The following is a 23,941-nucleotide window of genomic DNA, read 5'->3' on the forward strand; positions in this document are numbered from 1 at the left end:
GACCTAAAATTGCTTACCTGTACTACCCGGAACCTGATACTGAAACCAGTTAATTAGTTGTGATCGAGTTACATTTCATCGCTGATGCGACTTGCTCGCAGACAAGGCTTATTTGTAATACGGAACGGGGTCTTTACCTAACTCGGGGTCCTGAACGATTTCGCCGGATGGAATGGGCAGATACATTTTTTCCTCTGTGAAGTTGGTAATGTAGGTTGCCCCGGTTACTGTTCCCCGGTTCTGCTTTTCAATGATGGCTTTCGCTTTGGCGTAGCCCTGGCGTTGAATGTCGTACCAGTAATCGCCTTCGAAGGCAAATTCAACCCGGCGTTCGTGCAGTATATCGTCCTGCGTAATCGCTGTTTTCGGCGACAGACCCGCCCGGCTTCGCACCTTGTTCATCGCGTCAAGGGCTTTGGTATCGCTGGTCGATGCGCCACCAGCCAGCACGGCCTCGGCATAAATGAGCAGCACGTCGGCATAGCGGAGCAGCACCACGTTATTGCCCGAGTTCTGACCCAGTACGGCATCGCCACCGAAGCTTTTACCCGGACCGGCAAAATATTTAACTATGTTCGCGCGGGTTGGACTCAGGCTTCCGCCATCGGCAGTAGGCTGAAGGGTGTCGTACTTGAATCCATTAGCCATAAACGCATTGTACTTGGGGGCATTAACGCGCTGCGGCTTCCAGTTCGGATTGGTCCAGCCCTGTTCCATCACCGACCATGTACGACGCAGATCGCCAAATTCATACTCTTTTAGCAAATCCAGCGATGGCACGTACATTTCCCAGGCATCGGCTTCGGACGTCCGCAGGGCACCGGCTCCTCGGTCTGGGTTTTTGATGTTGCCCGTTCCCCAGGGGTCCTGCGCCAACTGGTGCTGGATCGAGAAGATCGACTCCGCGTTGTTGTTCATGCTCATTTTGGTGAACATGCCAGTGTAATCGGCCACCAGGCTGTATTTGCCCGAGTTGATCACCTCTTCAGCTTTCGTTTTGGCGTTGGCGTAATCTTTGTTGTAGAGATACAGTTTTGCCATCATCGCCTTTGCGGCATACTTCGTTACCCGGCCCGGCACGTCCGACTCCGGCAAACCGGTTTCGGCCAGTTGTAACTCTTCAAGGGCAAACCGCAGTACGTCTTTCTGGATATAGCGGGGAATATTGAAGTTACCCGACAGGGCCGTAGCACCCGGATCGGTAATGATCGGCGCGGCTCCCCACGTACGACCAATGTAGAAATACAGCATACCGCGAATAAAATGACACTCGGCAATGGCGGGGTCCAAATAAGCGGCTCCACCACCGGCAGATTTCTTCTCTTCAAAGGTTTTGATCATCACGTTGGCGTAGCCGATGATCTTATAGAACGCACCCCACGACGCGCCAATCCGCTCGGAAGCCGACGACACGGTGAAGTTCAGGTACTCGACGTCGGTATAGGTGAACATGTTCCCCGACATAACATCGCCGATGGCGTCCTGCGCCCGGCTTTCGTAGTTGCGCCAGGGCAGACCGCTGTAGAGCGTACTCGTGGCCGCCCGTACTTCGTCGGCGTTGTTGTAATAGTTACCCGTTGTGGTGCCCGACAGGGATGGCCGATCAATGAAGTCTTTCGAACACGAAGACAACATCGCCGTCAGAACAAGGGCATATAATGGCTTGATTTTCATATCTGTTTAATTTTGAATGATTGAGTGAGTGAATGAGTGAATGAATGAGGCTAAACTTTCAACGAAAAGAAACTAGGTAAACCTTCCGACTCTGTCTAAGCAACGGTGCACAAGCCCACCTCCCCATTCAATCATTCCTTCATTCAATCATTGAGTATTAGAATTGCAGATTAGCGCCTACGGTGAACGTCCGTGGGTTCGGGTAGTGGCCCGTGTCCACGTTCATGAGTTTGATGCTGTTGTTGAAGGCCCCGATTTCAGGGTCATAGCCCGAGTAGTTGGTGAACGTTTTGAGGTTCTGGATTGACCCGTACACCCGCAGATTAGTAATCTTCACTTTGCTCAGCAGCGTGCGGGGAAGCCGGTAACCCAGCGTTATGTTCTGGATACGGGCATACGATGCGTCCTCCACATACCGGTCCGACATAGCCGTGTTATTCTTGTTGGTGTTCGTGAAGCGCGGCAGACTTCCGTTCGGGTTGGATTCGGTAAACCGATCCGTTACCGTGTTAAGTTGGTTGGTGTAGGCATTGTTCAGCCCTTCCAACTGCCAGCGCAGGAAGTTGTAGGCTTTGGCGCCCTGGCTTCCCTGAAAGAATAACGTGAAATCGAAATCCCCGTAGTTCAGCGTATTGGTAAAGCCCCAGGTGAACTTCGGCAGCGGGCTGCCAATGAAGGTCAGGTCCTGCGCGTCGATCTTCTTGTCGCCGTTGATGTCTTTGTACCGGATGTCGCCCAGCCAGGTTTCGGTCTGATTCACTTTGTAGCCGAACTGCGGCAGGCTGGCATCCAGATCGGCCTGCGTACGGAACAAACCGTCCGTTACTAATCCCCAAAATGAGCCAACAGGCGTGCCCGGCGTGGTGTGCGTAATCAGGTAGTTGTTGTAGTATACCTTACCATCGAGCGCCGATGCAGCACTGGCAGCCCGGTCGTACCGGTTGGTAAACTGCGTGAAAACGACGTTGCTCTTCCAGCTGAAGTTACCTTTCTTGATGTTGGTCGTAGTCAGGCCAATGTCGACACCCGTGTTGGTCATCTGACCGGCATTGCCCAGCGGTGCTTTCAGGTCGTCCCACTGGTCGCCTACCCCGATCAGGTTAGGGCCGGTCAGGAAGATGATCATATCGGACGTTACTTTCTTATACACATCAATGGTCGCGTCGATGCGGCCGTTAAAGAAGCCGAGGTCAACACCGGCGTTGGCCGTCTTCACGGATTCCCATTTCAGGTTCGGGTTCGGAATACCGTTGATCATGTTCGACGAGCCGAAGCCCACCGGACCGGAGAAGAACTGAACTGCACCCACGTAGGCCGGGTTCGGTGCGCCACCGGGAAAGTTCTGATTACCCACAATACCGTAGCCGATACGGGCTTTGGCATAGGTCAGCACTTTCGAAATATCGCCTTTCATGAACTTCTCGTTCGAGATTGTCCAGCCCGCCGACACACCGGGGAAATACCCCCAGCGGTTGTTAGGACCGAAGTTCGACGAACCATCGGCGCGGAAACTAGCCGAAACCGAGTAGCGGTCATCGTAGGTATAGTTAGCCCGGGCGAAGTACGAGTCCATAGCCCACTGCCCTTTACCACCGCTCAGACCCCAGGTTGTCTGGTCGGAGCTACCCGTGTTCAGGTCAAAGATGTTGGCCTGCAAATCCACTTTCGTACCCGAAATCGACTGGTAGTACGAGTTCTGCGCCTGGTGACCCAGCGTAGCCTGAATGCCGTGCTTCTTGAAATACAGGTTGTAGTTCAGGTAGTTGGTGATCGAGTAGTAATAGCTGTCGGACCGGGAGTCGATCAGTTTGCTACGGAACGACGTACCACCCACGTTACCGGCTTTCTGGAACGCAATGTTGTTATCCTGTCCCAGCGAGTACGACAGTTCGTTACGCAACGACAGCCCTTTCAGCAGCTGAAATTCAGCATAGAGGCTACCGAACACGTTGTTTGAGGTCTTAGTATTGCCCCGGAACTGGCTGTTACCGACCAGGTTGGCGTTGTTGTATTGCACCCCACCGACGGTTTGACCGCCACCCCACGAACCGTCGAGATTTTTAACGGGAATCAGCGGGCTGGTCGATGCTCCCCACCAGATGGTACCTTCGGCAGCATCGGCCAGCGATACGTTCTGGATACTGCGCGATACGTTGGCGCTCAGACCCACTTTAACCCAGCTCTTCAACTGTGTATCGAGGCTAAATCGCGACGAATACCGTTTGAAGTCCGAACCAAGCAGAATCCCTTTGTTGTCGAAGTAATTCAGCGACAGGTAGTAGGTCGTCTTGTCCCGTCCACCCGAGAAGCTCAGCTGGTGGTTGTTAATTTTACCCTGCTGGAACATCGCTTCCTGCCAGTCGGTGCCGGGCCCGAGCAGATCGGGATTTTTGAACTCGTCGGCAACTGGGTTACCAATGATCGGCAGCACTTCGTTTTGATAACGAGCAAAATCGGGCAGCTTCATCAGGTTCAGCCGACGAGCCACTTCCGAAACGCCGGTGTACATTTCGTAGTTGATCTTGCCTTCGCCCTGCTTGCCTTTCTTGGTCGTCACCATAATAACGCCGTTAGCCGCCTGCGAACCATAGATAGCCTGCGCTGAGGCATCTTTCAATACGTCGATCGACTCAATATCGTTGGGGTTCAGCATGGCCATCACGCTGTTTCCGGTTTGGCCATCGCCACCACCCAGACCGGCATAGCCCGTGCTGTTTGATGTGTTACCACCCACGAAAGGCACACCGTCGATCACGAACAGTGGGTCATTGCTGTTGATGGACGTCACCCCGCGCACTTTCACCGATACACCACCGCCCGGCTGACCGCCGTTGCTGGTTACCGTTACACCGGCCGCTTTACCCTGCAAAAGCTGGTCAATACCGGCTGCCGGAATGTCTTTCAGATCGGCGGCTTTTACTGTTGTGATGGATGAGGTAACATCCGACCGTTTAGCCGTACCGTATCCGATAACGACCACTTCGTCCAGCGACTGATCGCCGGTTTGGAGGGTGATGTTGAGCGTTGTGCGGCTACCAACCTCAACCTCCTGCGTTTTCATCCCGATAAACGAGATCACCAGCACTTTAGCACCGGCGGGCATATTGATCGAGAAGGCTCCGTTTACGTCCGTCGTCGTTCCCAACTGCGTGCCCTTCACCGATACTGTAGCACCGGGCAATGTATTTCCTTTTTCGTCGGATACCGTCCCTTTTATCAGGACTTTCACATCCGACTGGATGTCGATGCGCGTTTTCGCACCCCTGTTTGTGGCCAGAACAGCCGGATTGTCCAACTGGGCTAATCTGGGTGCGGTTCGATCCTGAGCGTGGACAGTAAGCCAGCTACTCAGGACAAACGCGCCTGAAAGCATATGTTTAATCATAAGATAATTAATTGAAAAGCAACAATATAGAGCAAGTAGGAAAATTAAATTTTAGCGTATCTGACAGGGTGGCCTTTCCTGAAAATTACGCAGCTGAAGTGATTACGGGTGATTCCTTCTTTACGGGCAGCGAGATCATAACGGACGTTCCTTTACCTTCTTCGCTCTGCCACATGACCTGCCCGCCGAGGTAGGCAATCCGTGAATTAATATTGGCAATGCCGTTTCCCCGGACCGGCATGTTCTCAAAATCGCCCCCTTTCCCATCATCATCGACACTGATCAGGGTTGTTTCGTCGCTGGCCATTAGCTGAACGGTAATGGTATGCGCATTGGCGTGTTTTAGGGCATTGTTCAATAGTTCCTGCACCACCCGATAGAGCATGACGGAGGATTCATCATCCAGGGCCGGTACTTCGCCATAGTGTTCCAGAATCAGCCGGGTTTGATTGACCAGATTTAACTTTTGCACCAAATCTTCCAAAGCCGGAATTAAGCCGAATGTTGATAAGGCATATGGGCGTAAATTATTGGATATCAGTCGAGTTTCGGTACAGGCTTCATCTAAAAACTGGTTTAATGGTTCTTTTACGGATAAGGGTAACTGTTCCTGGTGTGCTTCGACAAACAGCTTGATTCTCGACAGTTGGATACCCAGCCCATCGTGCAGGTCGCGGGCAATGCGGCTGCGTTCGCCCTCCTGCCCTTCGATCATGGCCCGCAGCGATTTAAGCTCTAACTGCCGAATTTGCTGCTGAGCAATAACGGTCTCCTGATGCGCGATCAGCTTTTGCTGGCGACGCAGAAACACCAGTGCACCCACGCCCAAAACACTAATAATCAGTCCAATACCTAACATTGAGTTCAGCACGCGCTGGCTGTGACTTTGTTCTTCAACCAGCTGTTTCTCTACAGCCAGCGTTTTAATTTGACTATCTAACTCCTGTAACCGAATACTTTTAGTCTGTTCCGACGTGTAAAACTGTGTTGTAAAATCCAGCGCCTTCAACGAAGCCTCGTACGCATTTTTGTGATCGCCCATCCGCGAGTAACTATCCGCCATGTGTTTGGACAACTCCCTCAGCATAGTCACATTATTCTCGTTCTCAGCCAGTTGATAACTCTTCCGATATTCTACGATAGCCTCTTTCGACTGGTTTCTGAACTGGTTGACTATGCCCAGGTAGAAATGATTCAGCGCTATCAGCCAGTTGATTTTCAGCCGCTGTGCTATCACCAAACTCCGACTAGCAAAATACTGCGCCGAATCCGGCTGCTTGATCCGGGAATAGGTACTGGCCAGCAAATTCAGCGCATACGCCTGCGAATAGGCCAGTTTGTGCTGTTCGCTCATCTGTTCGGTTTCGCGCAATGCTGCTAGTAATCCACCGGGTATCGGTTCCTTCTTCTGGTCAATATCGGCTAGCCCCAGCCGGCATTCGATCACCTTCGGAATGTTGTGCGTCCGTTCGAAATACTGACGCGCTTTTTTCAGGTACTTCTCGGCGTAGGGCTGCATGAACTCGTCATGCGTGTAATAATCGCCAATAACAATGTGCTCATTGTAATACCCCAGCGAATCGCCCAACAGGCTGTAGTACTTCAGGCTGTTGAAAAAGGCATCCATCGTATACTTGTTGTAGCCATACTGCTGGTGATACTGCCACCCCAGATTATCATACGACCGGGCCACCTCGCCATACTTCCGGTCCTTCGCCAACACACTGATTTGCCTTTTCAGACTGTCGATTGACGACGAAGCCGACAACGCCCATCCCTGCCGAGACCTGCCACTCACTCCAAGGAGCAGGATGACCAGTATCCATCTTTTTTGATGCAGGAAAAACCCGGAATTGGACGACATCTATTTACCGAATACAACCGTTATGGCTCAATCAATGTACTGCATTTCCATGGCCGTCTTAATCAGCAGCGCCGTGTTAGGTACGCCGAATTTCATCAGTAAACTGCTACGATGAAATTCAACGGCTTTAGCACTAACAAAAAGTTGCGCAGCCATCTGCTGGGTTGTCAGCCCCTGCGACATCAGTGTCAGCACTTCCGTTTCGCGGGGTGTCAGGTTTGGTTTAATACCTACACCTGCTGCCGGTTTTTTCGTTTTAGGGCTATCATTCAGCAGTATGTGCATGATGGTTTCATTGAAATACTGCTTCTCATGATAAACCGTCTGAATAGCCTGCAATAGCTCTGTTTTGGTTGTATTCTTAAGTAAATATCCTTTCGCTCCTTTCTTCACAACCCGTTTAATCAGACTGGCATCATCGTGCATGGTTAAGGCAACCACTTTAGTCTTTGGATAGCTTCGGGTAATGTGCTCGCAAAGGTTAAGACCATCTTCAATTTGTGGAAACGATATGTCCAGCAATACGACATCCACCGCTTCTTCACTCAACCGCTCAATCACCGATGGCACCGTATAACAGCGCTCGGTCACCTGAATATCCGATGAGCCAGAAATGAGCGATGCGATACCCTCGACAAAGACATTATGGTCATCCGCAATCAGTACCCGTATCATGTAATGTATTAGTTCGTATACGTTAAAAATAAGCTACAGAGGCAGACAATCTGTTAATCCGCACGATATCAACCCTTCTTATTACCTATCTTTTTCTTGCCAGCTTACAAAAACGAGCTTCTAAAATTTGACTCGCTTACTATTAACTTGTACGATACAGCTAAATAGAATTTTGTTTAGCAAAAGTAGGACTAACTACACGATGTATAGAATAGTGAAAACCCAACGAACTATAAATTTAGGGAAAACCCTATAGAGATACACTGCTAATGTGGGTAAAATTTTTGGGTCCAGCGAGTGGAAATGAAACCAGTAATTGCCTTTTGTGAAGCTGTTGGGGTATTGGTGAATCAGCTGCCTCGTACGCCAGACCTACGTTTGGTAACTCTCAGCGGGCACCGGGCTGACGGCTTATTTTCTTGAAGATATAGTCTGACTAATAACGCTGGCAGAATCAATTTGACTGGCGTTTCTCCAGCTTGAATCAGTAGGTAGTACCATCGGTGCACAGTCGTCGAGTCGCTGCTGAAGTTCCTTTATAATTTTTTCCTGCTGGCTAGTATTTCGTTGAAGATCAATGGCAGAATCTGCTAAGCGCTGGTTCCGACGTTTGGCTACACTAAACAGGGCCACCATCCCCAGCAGTAACAGAAGTACGGCTGCTGTGAGCGAATAGGTTGCTCTTCGGTTTACAGCTGGCATAGGGTATAACAAAGTGACAAATTAAGCAAATTTACCCGGCCATAAAAAAGCCTGCCAACCGTTGGGCTGACAGGCTTACTATTTTCTATACTTTACCAATTATCGGGCAGCACCGTAATCCTGTCCAGCGCTTTCGGGAAAGTTTTTCATAATGCTAGTGACCGTTTCGCGGAAAGCCTGATCACGATCACGTTCCTTGTTGCGGGTGTTCAGCTGACCGGTAGCCCAGCCCTGCCAGATGATGTCGTTGGTGCGGGCATCCGATACGTTAACAACTACCCTGTTTTCTTCGTACTGACGGGAGTATACGTTGTTTCCCATACCACCGTACCACCACGAATAAGGCGAATACATGTTGTTAGATTGAATCTGCTGCTTGTCTTTAGAGTCCATAAAGAACCGGACAACCAGATCGGCTTCGCCCTGCGTTACAGGCTTGTAGCCACGTGCCTTGAGCGATTGATCGAGGGCATCAGCAATACGACGCTGGTTGAGGTTACTGCCTACGATAGGGTCGGCATTCCGCTGACGGTCTGCTTCAATGCGATAGGTGGCAAACTGCCGAACGTTCACCTTCGGGTCGTAATCGTACTTGACCGTAATGGCCGGAGCGCAGGACGCCAGCGTACCGGCGACGAACAAACTGGTGATTATGTGGGTAAGTTTCATTTTGTTGAATCGTTAGTTGGTATCGAACCGATAAATAAACGCTTAAAAATAGCCGTTCGTATATCACAACTAAATAACTAAATCCAGGTCGTATTCGTTCAGGAAAGCCAGTGATTTGAAAGGCGTGCTACGCATCATAAACAGTTGATTATCAAAGCCATCTTTATCATTAAGCTTTTTTAACAGACTCTTAATCGTATAACAGAAAAGCCACTACCCTGTTGAGTAGCGGCTTTTCTGTTATACAATAAATCGTTGGAATTAAGAAGCGCTTGCCAGTGCTTCGGCACCACCCACGATTTCGAGAATCTCGGTCGTAATGGCCGCCTGACGAGTCCGGTTGTAAACCAGACGCAGTTCTTTGAGCAGTTCACCAGCATTTTCAGTTGCTTTATCCATAGCGGTCATCCGGGCACCATGTTCTGATGCATTCGAATCCAGCACCGCTTTGTACAGCTGAATTTTAATTGTTTTCGGGATCAGTTCAGTAATGATCTCTACCTCCGATGGTTCAAAGATGTAGTTGACAGAAGCCGCTGCAACGCCCGAACCCGGCTTGTCGGCCGAAACTATAGGAAGCATCTGCTCAGTCCGAACAATCTGCATGGCCGCATTTTTGAACTCATTGTAGATTACCTCAACAATGTCGTAGCGACCGTTGGCAAAGCCTTCCATGGCTTCTTCGGCGGCCGTACGTACGGTGGCAAAACTCAGCGAACCGAACGCATCAACGTGCGAAGTGTTGACCTTAAAGCCCCGACGCTGAAAAGCTTCAGCACCTTTCTTACCAATGGCCATAATCTCAACGTTGCCGGAACGAGCCTGAGCCGAATATTTCTCATCAATCAGCGTCAGAGCCGCTTTCACCACGTTTGTGTTGAAGGCACCGCACAGCCCCCGATCGGAGGTGACCACAATCAACAGAACGCGACCGATAGACCGTGTCTGCTTGTACGGATTCTCCGACGCGGTCTCTGCACCGGCAGAAACGGTTCCGAGCATCTGGCTCAATTTCTGAGCGTAAGGCCGCAGTTGCGTAATGTTATCCTGTGCCCGGCGCAACTTGGCAGCCGCCACCATTTTCATGGCTTTGGTTATCTGTTGGGTCGAGTTGATCGACGAAATCCGGGCGCGTACTTCTTTTAGTGAGGCCATTTTTTTAAGTAGTTAGGAGCGGGGAGCGAGGAGAGAGAATATGGGTACCGAATGGCTCCTCAATTCTCACTCCTGGCTACTAACTCCTTAAAACTAATAATTTGCAGACAGATCAGCCGCTACTTTCTTGAGGGTTGCCGTTGCTTCGTCGGTCAGTTTACCGGCGCGAAGGTCGTTCAGAACGGTTGGGTGCTGAGCACTCAACATCATACCAAACTCGCTTTCAAATTCTTTCACTTTGTTAACCGGCACTTTGTCCAGCAGACCATTGGTCGATGCGTAGATGATCGCCACCTGCTGCTCAACCGGTACCGGCGAATACTGAGGCTGCTTCAACATCTCCTGGTTCCGCCGACCCCGTTCGATCGTCAGCTTAGTCGATGCGTCAAGGTCAGAACCGAACTTGGCGAAGGCTTCTAGCTCGCGGAACTGGGCCTGATCCAGTTTCAGCGTACCGGCTACTTTCTTCATCGACTTGATCTGGGCGTTACCACCCACCCGCGATACCGAGATACCTACGTTAATGGCTGGACGGATACCTGAGTTAAACAGGTTCGACTCCAGGAAGATCTGACCGTCTGTAATCGAAATTACGTTTGTTGGAATATACGCCGATACGTCACCCGCCTGGGTTTCAATGATTGGAAGCGCCGTCAGCGAACCACCACCTTTCACCCGGTCTTTCAGACTTGGTGGCAGGTCGTTCATCGTTCTGGCGATGTCGTCGTTCTGGTTGATTTTAGCGGCCCGCTCCAGCAAACGGCTGTGCAGGTAGAACACGTCTCCGGGATACGCTTCACGTCCTGGTGGGCGACGCAGCAGCAGCGACACTTCGCGGTAGGCAACGGCCTGTTTCGACAGATCGTCATAAACAACCAGTGCCGGACGGCCTGTATCGCGGAAGAATTCACCGATAGCGGCACCGGTAAACGGCGCGAAGAACTGCATCGGCGATGGGTCAGATGCGTTGGCAGCCACAACTACGGTGTAATCCATAGCACCGGCTTTGCGCAGTGTCTGCTCAACTTGCTTCACGGTAGAGGCTTTCTGACCGCAGGCAACGTAGATACAAAATACAGGCTGACCTTTGTCGTAAAATTCTTTCTGGTTGATGATGGTGTCGATAGCCACGGCGGTTTTACCCGTCTGGCGGTCACCAATGATCAATTCACGCTGGCCCCGGCCAATGGGGATCATGGCGTCGATAGCCTTGATACCGGTTTGCAGCGGCTCGGTTACCGGCTGACGGAAGATAACGCCCGGTGCCTTACGCTCCAGCGGCATTTGGTACAGTTCACCCTGGATAGGGCCCAAACCGTCAATAGGCAAACCAAGGGTGTTTACCACGCGGCCCAGAATGCCATCGCCTACATTCACGTAAGCAATCTGGTCGGTCCGCTTCACGGTGTCCCCTTCTTTGATTTCTGAATAGTCGCCGAGCAATACAGCTCCAACGTTGTCTTCTTCAAGGTTCAGAGCCATGGCCTGAAGCCCATTGTCGAACGACAGCAATTCGCCGGCCTGCACTTTCGAGAGGCCGTAGATACGCGCTACGCCGTCGCCGATTTGCAGCACCGTACCGACTTCTTCGAGTTCAGCCTCGGTTTGCGTACCGGCCAGTTGCTGGCGCAGGATGGCTGATATCTCGTCGGGTCTTACGGATTCCATATGTGTATAATGAGAATTTAATGTTGATTTTTCGGCCGCAAAGGTACGATTAAAATTTAATAAAACTGCGATGAAACAAAGAAACAACGGCTGAATGTTAGACTTTTCCGCTAAATCGTTCAGCTAGTTTCAGCCATTAATGGCACCTTGGAAACCGTTCATCCAAAATAACAGTACTTTACCCCGCGAAAATTGGCATACGCCAACTTTTCAACTACTTTTATCTGTCTGGCCTTATATAGAATTAAGATTTATTAACAGCGAAGTGCCGTACAATTTTTCATCAAACAGAGCCGTCTTTAAACTTTTATCCTATTCTTTCACGTTTCAATAGTACCAAGTTTTGTTTATATACACCCCGTTTCGTTTTCGCATGAAGTTTAATCAATGGATGCTGGCCGGTATTGCGTCAGCCGTTTTTGTTGCTGGTTCCGCAACAGCTCAGGTAAAGAAGTCAACCGTTAAAAAACCGGCTGCTCCTGCTAAATCAGCCACCGCAGCCAGACCTGCCACAACCGGTTCGGCCATAACCTCTACTCAGGATTCTGTTAGTTATAGCATTGGGGTGTTTATGGCACAGAGCCTGAAACAGCAAGGAATTACCGATCTTGATGCCGCTCTGTTGACACGTGGCCTTCAGGACGCGATCAGCGGTCAGCCAACCCGTCTTACGCTGGAACAGTGCAGTCAGGTTATGACCGCCTATCAGCAAAAGCAGATGGCTGTCCGGAATGCGGAAGGCATGAAAGCCTCGTCCGAAAACAAAAAGATCGGCGCTGCCTTTTTAACGGAGAACAAAGCAAAGGCGGGGGTAGTTACTACCGCTAGCGGCTTACAGTACTCAGTTGAAAAAGAAGGAACTGGCGCAAAGCCAACCGTTAAAGACCGGGTTAAGGTCCATTACACCGGCCGCCTGTTAGACGGCAAAGTGTTCGATAGCTCGGTAGAACGGGGAGAGCCCATTGAATTTGGCGTAACCGAAGTTATTAAAGGCTGGACGGAAGCCCTTCAGTTGATGCCAGTAGGCTCAAAGTGGAAACTCTACATTCCGTCTGATTTGGCCTACGGAGACCGTGGTGCTGGTGCTGATATCAAACCCGGCTCAACATTAGTCTTCGACGTAGAGTTGCTTGATATAGTTAAACAATAAAGAGCGAAAGCATGAAAGAGTGAAAGAGCGAATTACCAGACTGTTATATCGCTCTTTCACTCTTTCGCTCTTTCGCTATTAACCTGGGTAATATAGATGAAAAAGTATCTGGTGACCCTAGTGCCCGTGCTGATGCTGAGTTTTCAGCCGGATTCGCCTTCAAATGGTGCCCCCAAAACACATGGGCAAACCATTTCTACAGGCGTTGTGAATGAAGATAAAAACGGGGGACCCGTTGAGGAACTGAAACCATCGATCTCGCAGGAGAAAGTGGAAACGCTGGTGGCGAAGCTCCTGACGACTTACCATTACCGCAAGGTAAAACTCAACGACTCCCTCTCATCGGTGGTCTGGGACAACTACCTGAAAGAGCTGGATGGCAACAAAACCTATTTCCTGGCGTCGGACGTAGCCTCTTTTGAGAAGTACCGTTATCAGATTGATGATGCCCTTATCAACGGTGACCTGACGGCAGCTTATGATTTGTTCAACCTGTACCGGAAACGCTACCAGGAGCGCAGTGAGTTTGTTAAAGCGCAAATCAAAAAGCCGTTTACCTTTACCAGCGACGAAAACTTCAACACCGATCGGGAGAAAATGCCCTGGCCCAAAACGGTGGAAGAGCAGAATGACCTGTGGACCAAAATCCTGAAAAATCAGGCGCTCGAACTCAAGCTGGGTAATCGAAAAGACAGTGCTGTAGCCGCCCTGATGACCCAGCGGTACAACAACCTCGATAAAGCTATCAATCGGGTGAAAAGCGCGGATGTGTTCCAGATGTACATGAACTCATTTGCCGAAGCACTCGACCCGCACACCAACTACCTGTCGCCAAGCTCTGCCGATAAGTTCAATCAGGACATGAGCCAGTCACTGGAAGGTATCGGTGCAATCTTACGCGAAGATGGCGACTACATTCGTATCATGGACGTTCTGCCCGGTGGTCCGGCGTTCAAAAGCAAACTTATTAACAAGGACGATAAAATAGCTGGTGTTGCTCAGGGTGACAATGGCCCGATGGTCAACACCATGAACTGGCAAGTCGACGAAGTTGTGAAGCTCATCAAAGGCCCGAAAGGAACGATTGTTCGGTTACAGGTCATCTCGCCAAACTCGCTGGCGGGCGCTCCACCAAAGGAAATTCGACTGGTTCGGGAAAAAATAAAGCTGGAAGAACAACGCGCCAAGAAAGAAGTCATTGAAGTGACGGACAATGGCAAACCGTTCAAGATTGGCGTTATCAACATCCCCATATTCTACCGTGATTTTGAAGGGGCCCGCAAGCGCGAGGAAGGCTTTAGCAGCACGACGAGCGACGTAAAGAAATTTGTAGAAGAGCTGAAAGCCGAGAAAGTGGACGGTATCGTTATTGACCTTCGCGACAATGGCGGTGGCTCATTAGTCGAATCCATTAACCTGACCGGCCTGTTTATTCCGAAAGGCCCCGTTGTACAGGTGCGCGAAGCAACCGGCGAAACAGAAGTGTATACGGATCCCGATCCGTCCGTTACCTACGATGGCCCGATGGCCGTTCTGGTAAACCGTTTTAGTGCGTCGGCGTCAGAGATTTTCGCGGCTGCTATTCAGGATTACAAGCGGGGTATTATTGTGGGTGGACAAACCTATGGTAAAGGCACGGTACAAACGATGATCGACCTGAACCAATGGCTGCCTAAAGAGCCCGAAAAAGTTGGTCAGGTAAAAATGACTATCCAGAAGTTCTACCGCATTAATGGCAGCAGCACACAGCATAAAGGGGTAACACCCGACGTTCAACTGCCTTCGGCTTTCTCGGCTGAAGAGTATGGCGAAAGTTCACAGCCAAGTGCCCTGCCCTGGGATCAAATCAACTCGACCCGATACGAGCAGTCGCGTGGTATTGACGACAAAATCCTGAGCCGCCTTCGTGACCGTTTTGATCAGCGCCTGAAGTCGGACCCTGAACTGAAGCAACTAGCCCAGGATCTGGCCGACTTCAAGAAAGCAAAAGAAAACACCGTTGTCTCGTTGCAGGAGGCCAAGCGCCGGAAAGAGCGGGATGAAGCAGAACGTAAGCGCACGGCTGCTAATAAGGTATCGCAGATATCGGCTTCAGGAGATGAAGCTGAACCCGCGGCCACCGGGACGGCAGCAACTCCCAAGAAGAAAAAAGACCTGTATCTGAACGAAGCAGGTCTGGTATTGGCAGATTATATTATGGCCACCCATCTGGCCGTGAACAAATAAGCCTGAATTAATATCTGAATTGATAAGAAACGCGCAGCGAACCGTTGCGCGTTTTTTATGTTTACCAATAAATGATTCGCAAATCACCGCATGTGGTACTTTCTAATTAAGCAAAACACACTCGATCGGGTGCAGTATCAATCACTGCAAAAGCGGGCTGCACTTACCGAAGTCGAGTTATTTAACGAACCCTACGAAAACTGGTACGTCTTTTCAATTGAGAAAGATGCCTATACCGCGTTTATGGACCATCTGGACCGCGCCGGGATTGGTTACGACTTAGCTACTGAACGGCCAACGCGCGATGAAATACTGAATATCATGCGCTAACTATCAGGCGATCGGCGTATCTGAAACAGTAGACCCAACAAACAGATCAACGCGTTTTACCCGTCGGAAAAAGCGCCAGGTAAGCAAAACAGCGACAATGGACAAACCCGCCAGTAACCCAATCCAAACCCCTACGGCATCCATACCCATCGGAAAAGCCAGGACGTAACTCAACGGCAGGGCAACCACCCAATAGGAAAACAGCGTAATCAGCGTAGGCACGTTCACATCCGACAGACCACGCAGCCCCCCAAGCGCCACCACCTGCACGCCATCGGAAAGCTGAAAGAACCCAGCCATAATTACCAGCGAAGCCGCAATGCTCATCACGGCCGGATTATCCCGAAGGTAGAGCGTTACGAGCCAATCGTTGGCAGTCAGGAACACGAGGGCTGTAACGCTCATGAAACTTACCGACAATAGAAAAGCCGCCACCCCGGCTCGCCAGACCTCCTCCCGGCTTTTGCGCCCCACAGCCGCGCTGACACGAATCGCAGCCGCCGACGAAATGCCCGTTGCCATCATATACGTTACCGACGCCATATTGATGGCAATCTGGTGAGCAGCCAGTTGAGCTTCTCCCAGCCAGCCAACAATCACAACCGCCAGCGAAAAAGTAGCTACCTCAAAGAAAAATGTCAGTCCACCCGGAATACCCAGCCGCAGTATGATCCAGGCTTCTTCTTTTGACGGCAGTAACTTGAATTCCCGTTTCAGGTAAGCCCGAAAATGTGCCGTTCGGTAAATATAGAGTAGCATTGCCCCCGCCATAAACGTTCGCGACAGTAGCGTAGCCAACGCTGACCCCATCAGTCCCAGTGCCGGGAATGGGCCAGCACCCTTTATAAATATGTAGTTAAAAAGGGCATTTATCCCTAATGCCGACAAGGTTATGGCCATGGCTACCCGAGGATAACGCAGGCCATCGCACAGTTGACGAGCCGCCACAAAAATCAATAGCGGTAAGAGCGAGGCACTTAAAATCAGCATAAAGTCGCGCGCCAGCCGGGTTACTTCGGCCGTTTGTCCGAACAGACTAAAGTTAAAGGCTAACAGTACCGACAGACCGCCCAGCAAAATACTCAGTAGCCCGGCAACCCGTAACCCGGCCCGAAAAAGCCGATTTACCCCCGCCGGATCGCTCTGGTTGCTAGCTTTGGAGACCAGCGCGGCCACCACCGACATGCCCCCTACGCCAATGCTCGACATCAGGAAAGATAATGAATTGGCCAGACCGGCAGCACCTAACGGCACTGCTCCCAGCAATCGGCCTACGAACAGATTGTCTGTTACGCCCATCAAAACCACACCTAGCTGCGCAATAATGATTGGTATACTCAGGCGAAGGGTGTCGGCAAATTCGGCGCGGTAGGTACGCAACAGCGGACGTTGAGCAATAGGCATAGCGTATCGACGGAGGGAACTAACGGCAAAGATAGCACTTCCTTATTTTCCATACTTTGCTACCCTTACCCTTTTGCCCATGCTTCCCTACGCCATGCCCCGAGGCCCTACGCTCATTACCCCTTGCCCCTTGGCCCATTCCTTCGTACTTTTGTTACTTTATCACCTATCGGGCAAGCCCTTGAAAGAATACGGCAGTAGTATCCAGAAGCTCGTTGACAACATGGTCAACATTGACGATCGCTCAACCCGAACTCGGTATGCACATATCCTGATTGAGTTGATGCGGCAAATCCATCCCAACATGAAGGATGGTCAGGACTACTACAATAAGTTGTGGGACGACCTGTACATCATGTCTAATTTTACGCTGGATGTGGATAGCCCCTACCCACCTCCATCGGAAGAAGCACTCGGTAAAAAGCCTCAGCGGGTTCCTTACAATACTCATAACCTGAAATTCAGACATTTTGGCCGGAATGTCGATTTACTGATCGCTAAAGCAGTTGCTCTGGAAGAACCCGAAGAACGGCGGGCTTTTGTTTCATACCTGGCGCGTTTGATGCGAACCTTCTATCAGGCATGGAATAAAGAATCTGTTGAAGATGAGACAATTTATCAAAGCCTGATTGAACTCTCGAACGGTAAACTGCACGACGACATTAAGCTCATCCGGGAGCAGGGGCTTGTTGAATCGACCCCCCGCGAACGTACCGGCGACCAGCCGCAGCGCATCGGGAATGGTGGCGGTAACAACTTCCGCAACGACCGTAACAATAGTTCTCAGGGACGGCCAAACAACCGAAACGACCGGAACGGCAACAATGAGAACGGGCAAAACCCGCGTAATGTCAATAACCGAAACCGGAACGATAATCCGCAGGGTCGGCCAAATAACCGAAACGACCGCGATGGCGGACAAAACCCACGGAACTTCGGCAGCCGTAATCGTAACGACCAAAACAGAAACAACGACCGTCGCAGACGGTAAATTTCAGTTATAAAAGATAACGGGTTCAGGGCGACTTTTGACTGTTTCTTTATTCACATCTGTTCCGCTAACTCGTTCATCATTTATAATTCATCATTCATCATTCCCTAAATGGCATCCTTTCAAATCACAGGCGGACGTAAACTAAAAGGCGAACTAAATCCGCAGGGCGCAAAAAACGAAGCTCTACAAATTCTTTGCGCCGTATTGCTGACTAAAGAACCCATTACGATTCACAACATTCCCGGTATTCGGGATGTGAATCAACTCATCGACCTACTGGGCGATCTGGGCGTATGGGTGACGAAGATTGGCGAAAGTTCGTACCGGTTTCAGGCCAGCGATGTTAATCTCGACTACCTCGAAACAGACACCTATAAGCGTAAAGCAGCCGCCTTACGAGGGTCGGTCATGTTGCTGGGTCCTATGCTGGCCCGGTTTAAAAAAGGACGTATTCCCCGGCCCGGTGGCGACAAAATCGGCCGTCGCCGGTTGGATACCCACTTCTTGGGGTTCGAAAAGCTCGGTGCTCAGTTTAACTACGATGCCAACGATGGCGGCTACTACCAAGTAGATGCCAGCAACCTACGCGGTACTTATATGCTGCTAGACGAGGCTTCTGTAACCGGTACGGCCAATGTGTTAATGGCCGCTGTTATGGCCGAGGGCACAACGCAGATTTATAATGCAGCTTGTGAGCCTTACCTACAGCAGCTGAGCAAAATGCTCAACTCTATGGGCGCCAAAATTACAGGCGTTGGCTCTAACCTGCTCACCATTGAGGGTGTATCGGAGCTACATGGAACAGAGCACACCATGCTGCCCGACATGATCGAGATTGGCTCGTTTATCGGGCTGGCCGCCATGACACAGTCTGAAATAACGATTAAAAACTGCCAGATTCCGGAATTAGGAATTATTCCCGATCAGTTCAGGCGGTTAGGTATCCAAATGGAATTTCGGGGAGACGATATTTTCATTCCGGCTCAGGAGCGCTATCAGATTGAAAGCTTTCTGGATGGGGGCATGATGACTGTTTCAGATTCTCCCTGGCCTGGCTTCACCCCCGATCTGCTGAGCATTGTTCTCGTCACCGCCGTACAGGCGCAAGGAACCCTGCTGATTCACCAGAAAATGTTCGAAAGTCGGCTGTTCTTTGTGGATAAGCTCATCGACATGGGTGCCCAGATTATCCTGTGCGACCCACACCGCGCTACGGTTGTTGGTCTGAACCGCCAGATTCCGCTGAAAGGCATCCGCATGTCATCGCCGGATATCCGGGCGGGAGTTGCCTTACTGATTGCGGCCATGTCGGCACAGGGTACTAGCATAATTGATAACATTGAGCAGATCGACCGGGGGTATCAGAACATCGACACCCGGCTAAATGCCATTGGTGCCGAGATCATCAGGTTGTAACCAATTATTCGATATTTTTAAGCCCGGTCTGCAAGATGCAGACCGGGCTTTTTCGTTTTGTGTACACGTACCCTTAAACCTTACCCTCACTTTTTTGTCTTTAGCATAGATTAGGATTAGTTTAACAGCAAAAAATAAGTACATCTAATGAAAACGTTCCAATCCAACCCTGCCGTTTGGGCACTGGCGGCCCTTCTGTCCGGTAGTTCGCTGGTAGCCTGCGCCCAGGCCACAACGGGTGGCGCAACAGCCAGTGCTTCAACAGCAAGCGACCCGGCCAAAACAATGCTGCTGCAACCGCTTCAGCAGATGGTTACAAAAATGAAAAAGCTACAGGCAACCGGCGACCCTGACTTCGACTATGCTTTTCAGGCTAAAGTCCATGCACAGGGAGCGCAGGATTTGCTAAAACAGGAAATCCAGAACGGGAAAGATTCATCTCTGAAACAAATGGCCCAGACATTGCTGACAGCCAGTGAAACCGAGTTATCGCAGCTGACCAGCACCCTGACCAGCCTTAAGCCAACCCGGCCAAATCAGGCATATACACAACAGCAAGGCCGAAATGTTGAAGCAATGAGCCTGAAGTTACAGCAAACGGGAGCCAGCGATAAGTTGACCAGTAATCTGGATAATAACTTCTCGACGCTTCTGATCGACCAGCGCCAGGATGCCATCGACTTGGCTAAAACTTACCTGCAATACGGTAAAAACAGCACACTCAAGGCCTACGCTCAGCAGTTGATCGATAAATCGACGCAACAGATGCAGCAAATGAAAACGATGGTGACCACACCTAAATAAAGCCAATCGTTGCACCATGAATGTACTAACGTTAGTTTTGACGCTACTAACGTTAGTACATTCATGGAAATAGCCGATTCGTTTGTTCCAACGGCAGGTGTCGTTGGCATTCTCCCATTAGTCACTTACTTCTTTTTAGTAGTAGCTACCTATACTTTTGTGGGTACATTCATTGCCGCTCTAGCTGTGCGGCCGGCCATGCCCGCCCAACACGATCAGTCCTTACCACTCATTTTAACGGCCGTTACTACGGCTATTGCGGGCTTCTCCTACTACCAGATTCAGGGGTATTACCACGACATGCTGGCCGAACTGGTAACAGTTACTGATCCCGAAAACCGGCAGGTACTCATTCGCGAATCGTACAATGCCATCGGTCAGTACCGCTTTATGGATTGGGCCGTAACGATTCCCCTGCTGCTTATTCAGGCGCTTACAATACAAAATACGAATTCGGGCCGGAGTACCCGAACACTCGTTACGCTAGTGACAGCCGGTCTTTTTACGATTCTGACCGGCTACATAGGTCATCAACAACTCGCCTTCGACAACGAGATTATGGTCGGCCCCAAATTAATCTGGGGAGCTATTTCTATGCTTGGCTATGCCTTCATTGGGCGAATACTACTCGGAATTTGGAGACAATCAGCCGATCAGGTTCAACCCGACGAACGACGAATTTCTAAACTGGTGGCAACTTCTGTAGCAGCTTTTGCCGTTGCCTACCCTATCGGCTACGTTCTCTCGCTTACCGCTATTGACTTCAACTTAATTCACATTCTATATACAACCACTGATTTGATCAGTAAAGTCGGCTTGGGGCTGGCCGCGTATTTTACCCTCACCAAAACCATTCAGAGTAAAACTTAAAGGGAACTCTATGCGACTTATTTACGGCTTAATTTGCTTGTTTATTCTTTCGCTGGCCTCATTGGCAAAGGGGCAAAATGGCATCGTTGTTTTTCAATCTGATTTTGGATTGAAAGATGGAGCCGTATCAGCAATGAAAGGCGTGGCACTGGGGGTATCATCAACCCTTAAGCTGGAAGACCTAACCCACGAAATTCCGGCGTACAACATCTGGGAAGCGGCCTATCGTCTACACCAAACCGTCCCCTACTACCCCAAAGGCACCGTTTTCGTATCCGTTTGCGACCCTGGTGTGGGTACAGAACGGCGATCGGTAGTAATGCTCACTAAATCGGGGCACTACATTGTTACACCCGATAACGGCACGCTCACCCTGCTGGCCGAACACATTGGCATTGCCGAAATCCGGCAGATCGACGAAGCGATCAACCGATTGAAGAACTCCGGGGCCTCTTACACCTTTCATGGCCGCGATGTATATGCGTATACGGCAGCCCGGTTGGCAGCAAAGGTTATCACGTTTCAACAGGTAGGCTCGAAATTGCCTAATCAGGTTGTAAAGCTGGCCTATCAGAAGGTGACTTATAAAGAGGGTATTGTGCAGGGAAATATTCCGGTGCTCGACGTTCAGTATGGCAACGTCTGGAGCAATATTCCCCGCGCCCTGATCAACCAGCTAAGCGTAAGACCCGGCGAATCGGTGCGGGTACAGATCTTCCATGGCGAAACGAGCCTGTACGATAAAACCGTTCGGATGGTAAATACTTTTGGTGAAGCTCCTGTTGGCGACGATGTAGCTTATATAAACAGCCTGCTCAACTTCTCCATCGCCATCAATCAGGGCAATTTTTCGGAGAAGTACAAAGTGTTCAGTGGCCCGGACTGGAGAATTGTGGTTAGTGGTAACTAGTGTAGTAAGTGAAATAGGTGTAGTCGGGTTTCAATTCATGATACTGGTGGTTGTGGTGTCGGGTCTGAGGACCCGACACCACAACCACATTCACCCGACCGGTCGGTCCGACGCATCGGCGGTCGGTACTACAATTACACACTCTGCATCGTGCTTAACTTTCGGTAAAATCCTTCATCTAGTGTGAGGAGTTCATCGTGCCGTCCGCGCTCTACGATGCGTCCCTGATTGACCACCAGAATCTCGTCGGCGTGTTGAATGGTACTGAGCCGGTGGGCAATCACGAGCGTTGTGCGGTTAGCCATCAGGCGCGTCAGGGCTTCCTGCACCAGTTTTTCGGATTCCGTATCTAGAGCGGAGGTAGCTTCGTCCAGAATTAGAATTGGCGGGTTTTTCAGGATGGCGCGGGCAATACTGATGCGCTGTCGTTGCCCACCGGATAGTTTGCCGCCCCGATCACCAATGATAGTCTGGTACCCATCGGACTGGGCCATGATAAAGTCGTGTGCATTGGCAATCCGGGCCGCTTCCATAATCTGGGCCTCGGTGGCAGCACTGCCAAAGGCGATGTTGTTGAAGATCGTGTCGTTGAACAGAATACTCTCCTGCGTCACGATACCCATTTGCGCTCGCAGTGAGGCCATGCTGCAATCGCGCATGTCGACGCCATCAATCAGGATTTGCCCGGCCGTAGGATCATAAAAACGCGGAATCAGATCGGCAATGGTAGACTTTCCTCCGCCCGATGAACCCACCAGCGCAATGGTTTTGCCTTTTTGAAGATCGAACGTAATATCCCGCAACACGGGGGTATCTACGTTATAGGCAAACGATACATGCTGCACCGAAATCTTATCGCGGAAACCAGTCAGCGTCACCGCATCGGGTTTATCCTGCACCGTGGGTACCGTGTCGATCAGTTCGAGCACCCGCTCGCCCGAAGCCAGCCCCCGCTGCGACCCGCTGAAGGCGTTGGAGATATCTTTGGCCGGACGTGTCACCTGCGAGAAAATGGCGATGTAGGCGATGAATTCCGACGCCGTCAAGTCCGACTGTCCATTCAGGATCAGCAATCCACCGTAGTACAGAATACTGGCTACGGCGGCCACACCAACCACTTCCGAGAAGGGTGACGCCAGTTCGCGCCGGTTGGCCAGCGAGCGGATGGCGTCACGATAGCCTTCGTTTTCACGCCGGAACTTGTCCAGAATAAAGCCTTCAGCCACGAACCCTTTCACCACGCGCATACCGCCAAAGGTCTCGTCGAGCAGGCTCACCAGACCGCTCAATCGTTGCTGGCCTTCCTGCGCGTCGCGCTTCATCCGGCGAACCAGCGTGGCAATAAAAATCCCAGAAATGGGAATAACGACGATGGCAAAAAGCGTCAGTTTGATCGAAATACTGAGTAGCGCAACGACGTAACCAATCAGCAGAAACACCTCTTTGGAAGCTGCTGACAGGGTGTTGGCAATTGAGTTTTCTACTTCCTGTACGTCGGTGGTAGTCCGGGAAATGAGATTGCCTTTGCGCTCATTCGAGAAAAAACCAAGGTGAAGTTGCAGCGTTTTGGCAAAAACAGCCTCGCGCAGCCTGGCCACCATTCTGGCCTTGAACGACTCCAATTGCCTAACTGACAAGTATTTAAAAACATTGTTAAGCAGTACGGATAGGATAATAACGACACAAACGAACTTAAGTGTCCCAACTTTTCCATATTCCTGAAAGGCCTGAGCAAAGTAATAATTAAAGACTTTGGTTGGCGACGTAAAGAAGGATACAAATGAAGGGGAAGGCTGGCTTAAAAGCTTCTTTACCTGCCCGGTATCAACCTGATTAAATAGCGTACTGAGCAGCGGGATGAGCAGTGCAAAATTCAACACGCCAAAAACACTGGACAACAGCGACGTAAACACGAACGGTGTCAGGAAACGCCCGAGTGGTTTGGCAAAAGAAAGTAATCGAAGGTATGTTTTCATTGATGGTGCAAAGTTAATCCGAACCTGGATTTATGTGATTTTTTTGACAGACCATGATTTTAAAAGGTT

Annotated in this window: 18 protein-coding genes; 8 read left to right on the forward strand and 10 right to left on the reverse strand. The window is 50.5% G+C overall.

Annotated elements, in window-relative coordinates:
• Positions 1 to 108: 108 nt before the first annotated feature.
• The 8 genes from NT073_RS30795 to atpA all read right to left on the reverse strand — a co-directional run bounded on the left by NT073_RS30795 (position 109) and on the right by atpA (position 11,792).
• The gene (locus NT073_RS30795) at positions 109 to 1,674 is read right to left on the reverse strand and encodes a RagB/SusD family nutrient uptake outer membrane protein (protein WP_297381837.1); all 1,566 of its coding nucleotides are present in this window, start codon (positions 1,672 to 1,674) and stop codon (positions 109 to 111) included.
• 157 nt (positions 1,675 to 1,831) lie between these two features.
• Complete coding sequence (locus NT073_RS30800) at positions 1,832 to 5,059, reverse strand: TonB-dependent receptor (protein ID WP_297381839.1); 3,228 nt, start codon at positions 5,057 to 5,059, stop codon at positions 1,832 to 1,834.
• Between the two features lie 85 nt (positions 5,060 to 5,144).
• Complete coding sequence (locus NT073_RS30805; RefSeq protein WP_297381841.1) at positions 5,145 to 6,923, reverse strand: sensor histidine kinase; 1,779 nt, start codon at positions 6,921 to 6,923, stop codon at positions 5,145 to 5,147.
• Positions 6,924 to 6,950: 27 nt separating this feature from the next.
• The gene (locus NT073_RS30810; RefSeq protein WP_297381843.1) at positions 6,951 to 7,598 is read right to left on the reverse strand and encodes a response regulator transcription factor; all 648 of its coding nucleotides are present in this window, start codon (positions 7,596 to 7,598) and stop codon (positions 6,951 to 6,953) included.
• A 411-nt stretch (positions 7,599 to 8,009) separates the two neighbouring features.
• Positions 8,010 to 8,300 (reverse strand): hypothetical protein, encoded by a 291-nt coding sequence (locus NT073_RS30815; protein WP_297381845.1) that lies wholly within the window; start codon positions 8,298 to 8,300, stop codon positions 8,010 to 8,012.
• 99 nt (positions 8,301 to 8,399) lie between these two features.
• Complete coding sequence (locus tag NT073_RS30820) at positions 8,400 to 8,969, reverse strand: DUF4136 domain-containing protein (RefSeq protein ID WP_012930964.1); 570 nt, start codon at positions 8,967 to 8,969, stop codon at positions 8,400 to 8,402.
• Between the two features lie 261 nt (positions 8,970 to 9,230).
• A complete protein-coding gene (gene atpG, locus NT073_RS30825) occupies positions 9,231 to 10,124 on the reverse strand; it encodes an ATP synthase F1 subunit gamma (RefSeq protein WP_297381847.1) in 894 nt (297 codons plus the stop codon).
• Positions 10,125 to 10,217: 93 nt separating this feature from the next.
• Positions 10,218 to 11,792: a F0F1 ATP synthase subunit alpha gene (gene atpA / locus NT073_RS30830; protein ID WP_297381849.1), complete on the reverse strand. Its 1,575-nt coding sequence runs from the start codon at positions 11,790 to 11,792 to the stop codon at positions 10,218 to 10,220.
• 373 nt (positions 11,793 to 12,165) lie between these two features.
• Here atpA and NT073_RS30835 point away from each other — a divergent pair, with 373 nt between their 5' ends.
• From NT073_RS30835 to NT073_RS30845, 3 genes are all read left to right on the forward strand, one after another.
• Positions 12,166 to 12,942: an FKBP-type peptidyl-prolyl cis-trans isomerase gene (locus tag NT073_RS30835; protein WP_297381851.1), complete on the forward strand. Its 777-nt coding sequence runs from the start codon at positions 12,166 to 12,168 to the stop codon at positions 12,940 to 12,942.
• Between the two features lie 96 nt (positions 12,943 to 13,038).
• The gene (locus tag NT073_RS30840) at positions 13,039 to 15,168 is read left to right on the forward strand and encodes a carboxy terminal-processing peptidase (protein ID WP_297381853.1); all 2,130 of its coding nucleotides are present in this window, start codon (positions 13,039 to 13,041) and stop codon (positions 15,166 to 15,168) included.
• 90 nt (positions 15,169 to 15,258) lie between these two features.
• Positions 15,259 to 15,498, forward strand: a complete 240-nt coding sequence (locus tag NT073_RS30845; RefSeq protein ID WP_297381855.1) for a hypothetical protein — start codon at positions 15,259 to 15,261, stop codon at positions 15,496 to 15,498.
• Positions 15,499 to 15,501: 3 nt separating this feature from the next.
• On the opposite strand, the gene NT073_RS30850 is transcribed toward NT073_RS30845, so the two are convergent.
• The gene (locus NT073_RS30850) at positions 15,502 to 16,902 is read right to left on the reverse strand and encodes an MATE family efflux transporter (protein ID WP_297381857.1); all 1,401 of its coding nucleotides are present in this window, start codon (positions 16,900 to 16,902) and stop codon (positions 15,502 to 15,504) included.
• A gap of 181 nt (positions 16,903 to 17,083) precedes the next feature.
• Between NT073_RS30850 and NT073_RS30855 the strand changes: the two genes are divergently transcribed.
• The 5 genes from NT073_RS30855 (at position 17,084) to NT073_RS30875 (ending at position 21,896) form a co-directional block, all read left to right on the forward strand.
• Positions 17,084 to 17,893: a DUF4290 domain-containing protein gene (locus NT073_RS30855; RefSeq protein WP_297382164.1), complete on the forward strand. Its 810-nt coding sequence runs from the start codon at positions 17,084 to 17,086 to the stop codon at positions 17,891 to 17,893.
• A 111-nt stretch (positions 17,894 to 18,004) separates the two neighbouring features.
• Positions 18,005 to 19,312 carry a UDP-N-acetylglucosamine 1-carboxyvinyltransferase gene (murA, locus tag NT073_RS30860; protein ID WP_297381858.1) on the forward strand — a complete coding sequence of 436 codons (1,308 nt, stop codon included), beginning with the start codon at positions 18,005 to 18,007 and terminating at the stop codon, positions 19,310 to 19,312.
• Positions 19,313 to 19,459: 147 nt separating this feature from the next.
• Positions 19,460 to 20,116 carry a DUF305 domain-containing protein gene (locus tag NT073_RS30865; RefSeq protein WP_297381859.1) on the forward strand — a complete coding sequence of 219 codons (657 nt, stop codon included), beginning with the start codon at positions 19,460 to 19,462 and terminating at the stop codon, positions 20,114 to 20,116.
• 63 nt (positions 20,117 to 20,179) lie between these two features.
• Positions 20,180 to 20,986 (forward strand): bacteriorhodopsin, encoded by an 807-nt coding sequence (locus NT073_RS30870; RefSeq protein WP_297381861.1) that lies wholly within the window; start codon positions 20,180 to 20,182, stop codon positions 20,984 to 20,986.
• Between the two features lie 10 nt (positions 20,987 to 20,996).
• Positions 20,997 to 21,896, forward strand: a complete 900-nt coding sequence (locus NT073_RS30875) for an S-adenosyl-l-methionine hydroxide adenosyltransferase family protein (RefSeq protein WP_297381863.1) — start codon at positions 20,997 to 20,999, stop codon at positions 21,894 to 21,896.
• A gap of 134 nt (positions 21,897 to 22,030) precedes the next feature.
• On the opposite strand, the gene NT073_RS30880 is transcribed toward NT073_RS30875, so the two are convergent.
• Positions 22,031 to 23,872, reverse strand: coding sequence for an ABC transporter ATP-binding protein (locus NT073_RS30880; RefSeq protein ID WP_297381865.1), 1,842 nt, complete (start codon positions 23,870 to 23,872; stop codon positions 22,031 to 22,033).
• Positions 23,873 to 23,941 lie beyond the last annotated feature (69 nt).

This window comes from Spirosoma sp. (assembly GCF_026391055.1).
GTDB lineage: Bacteria > Bacteroidota > Bacteroidia > Cytophagales > Spirosomataceae > Spirosoma.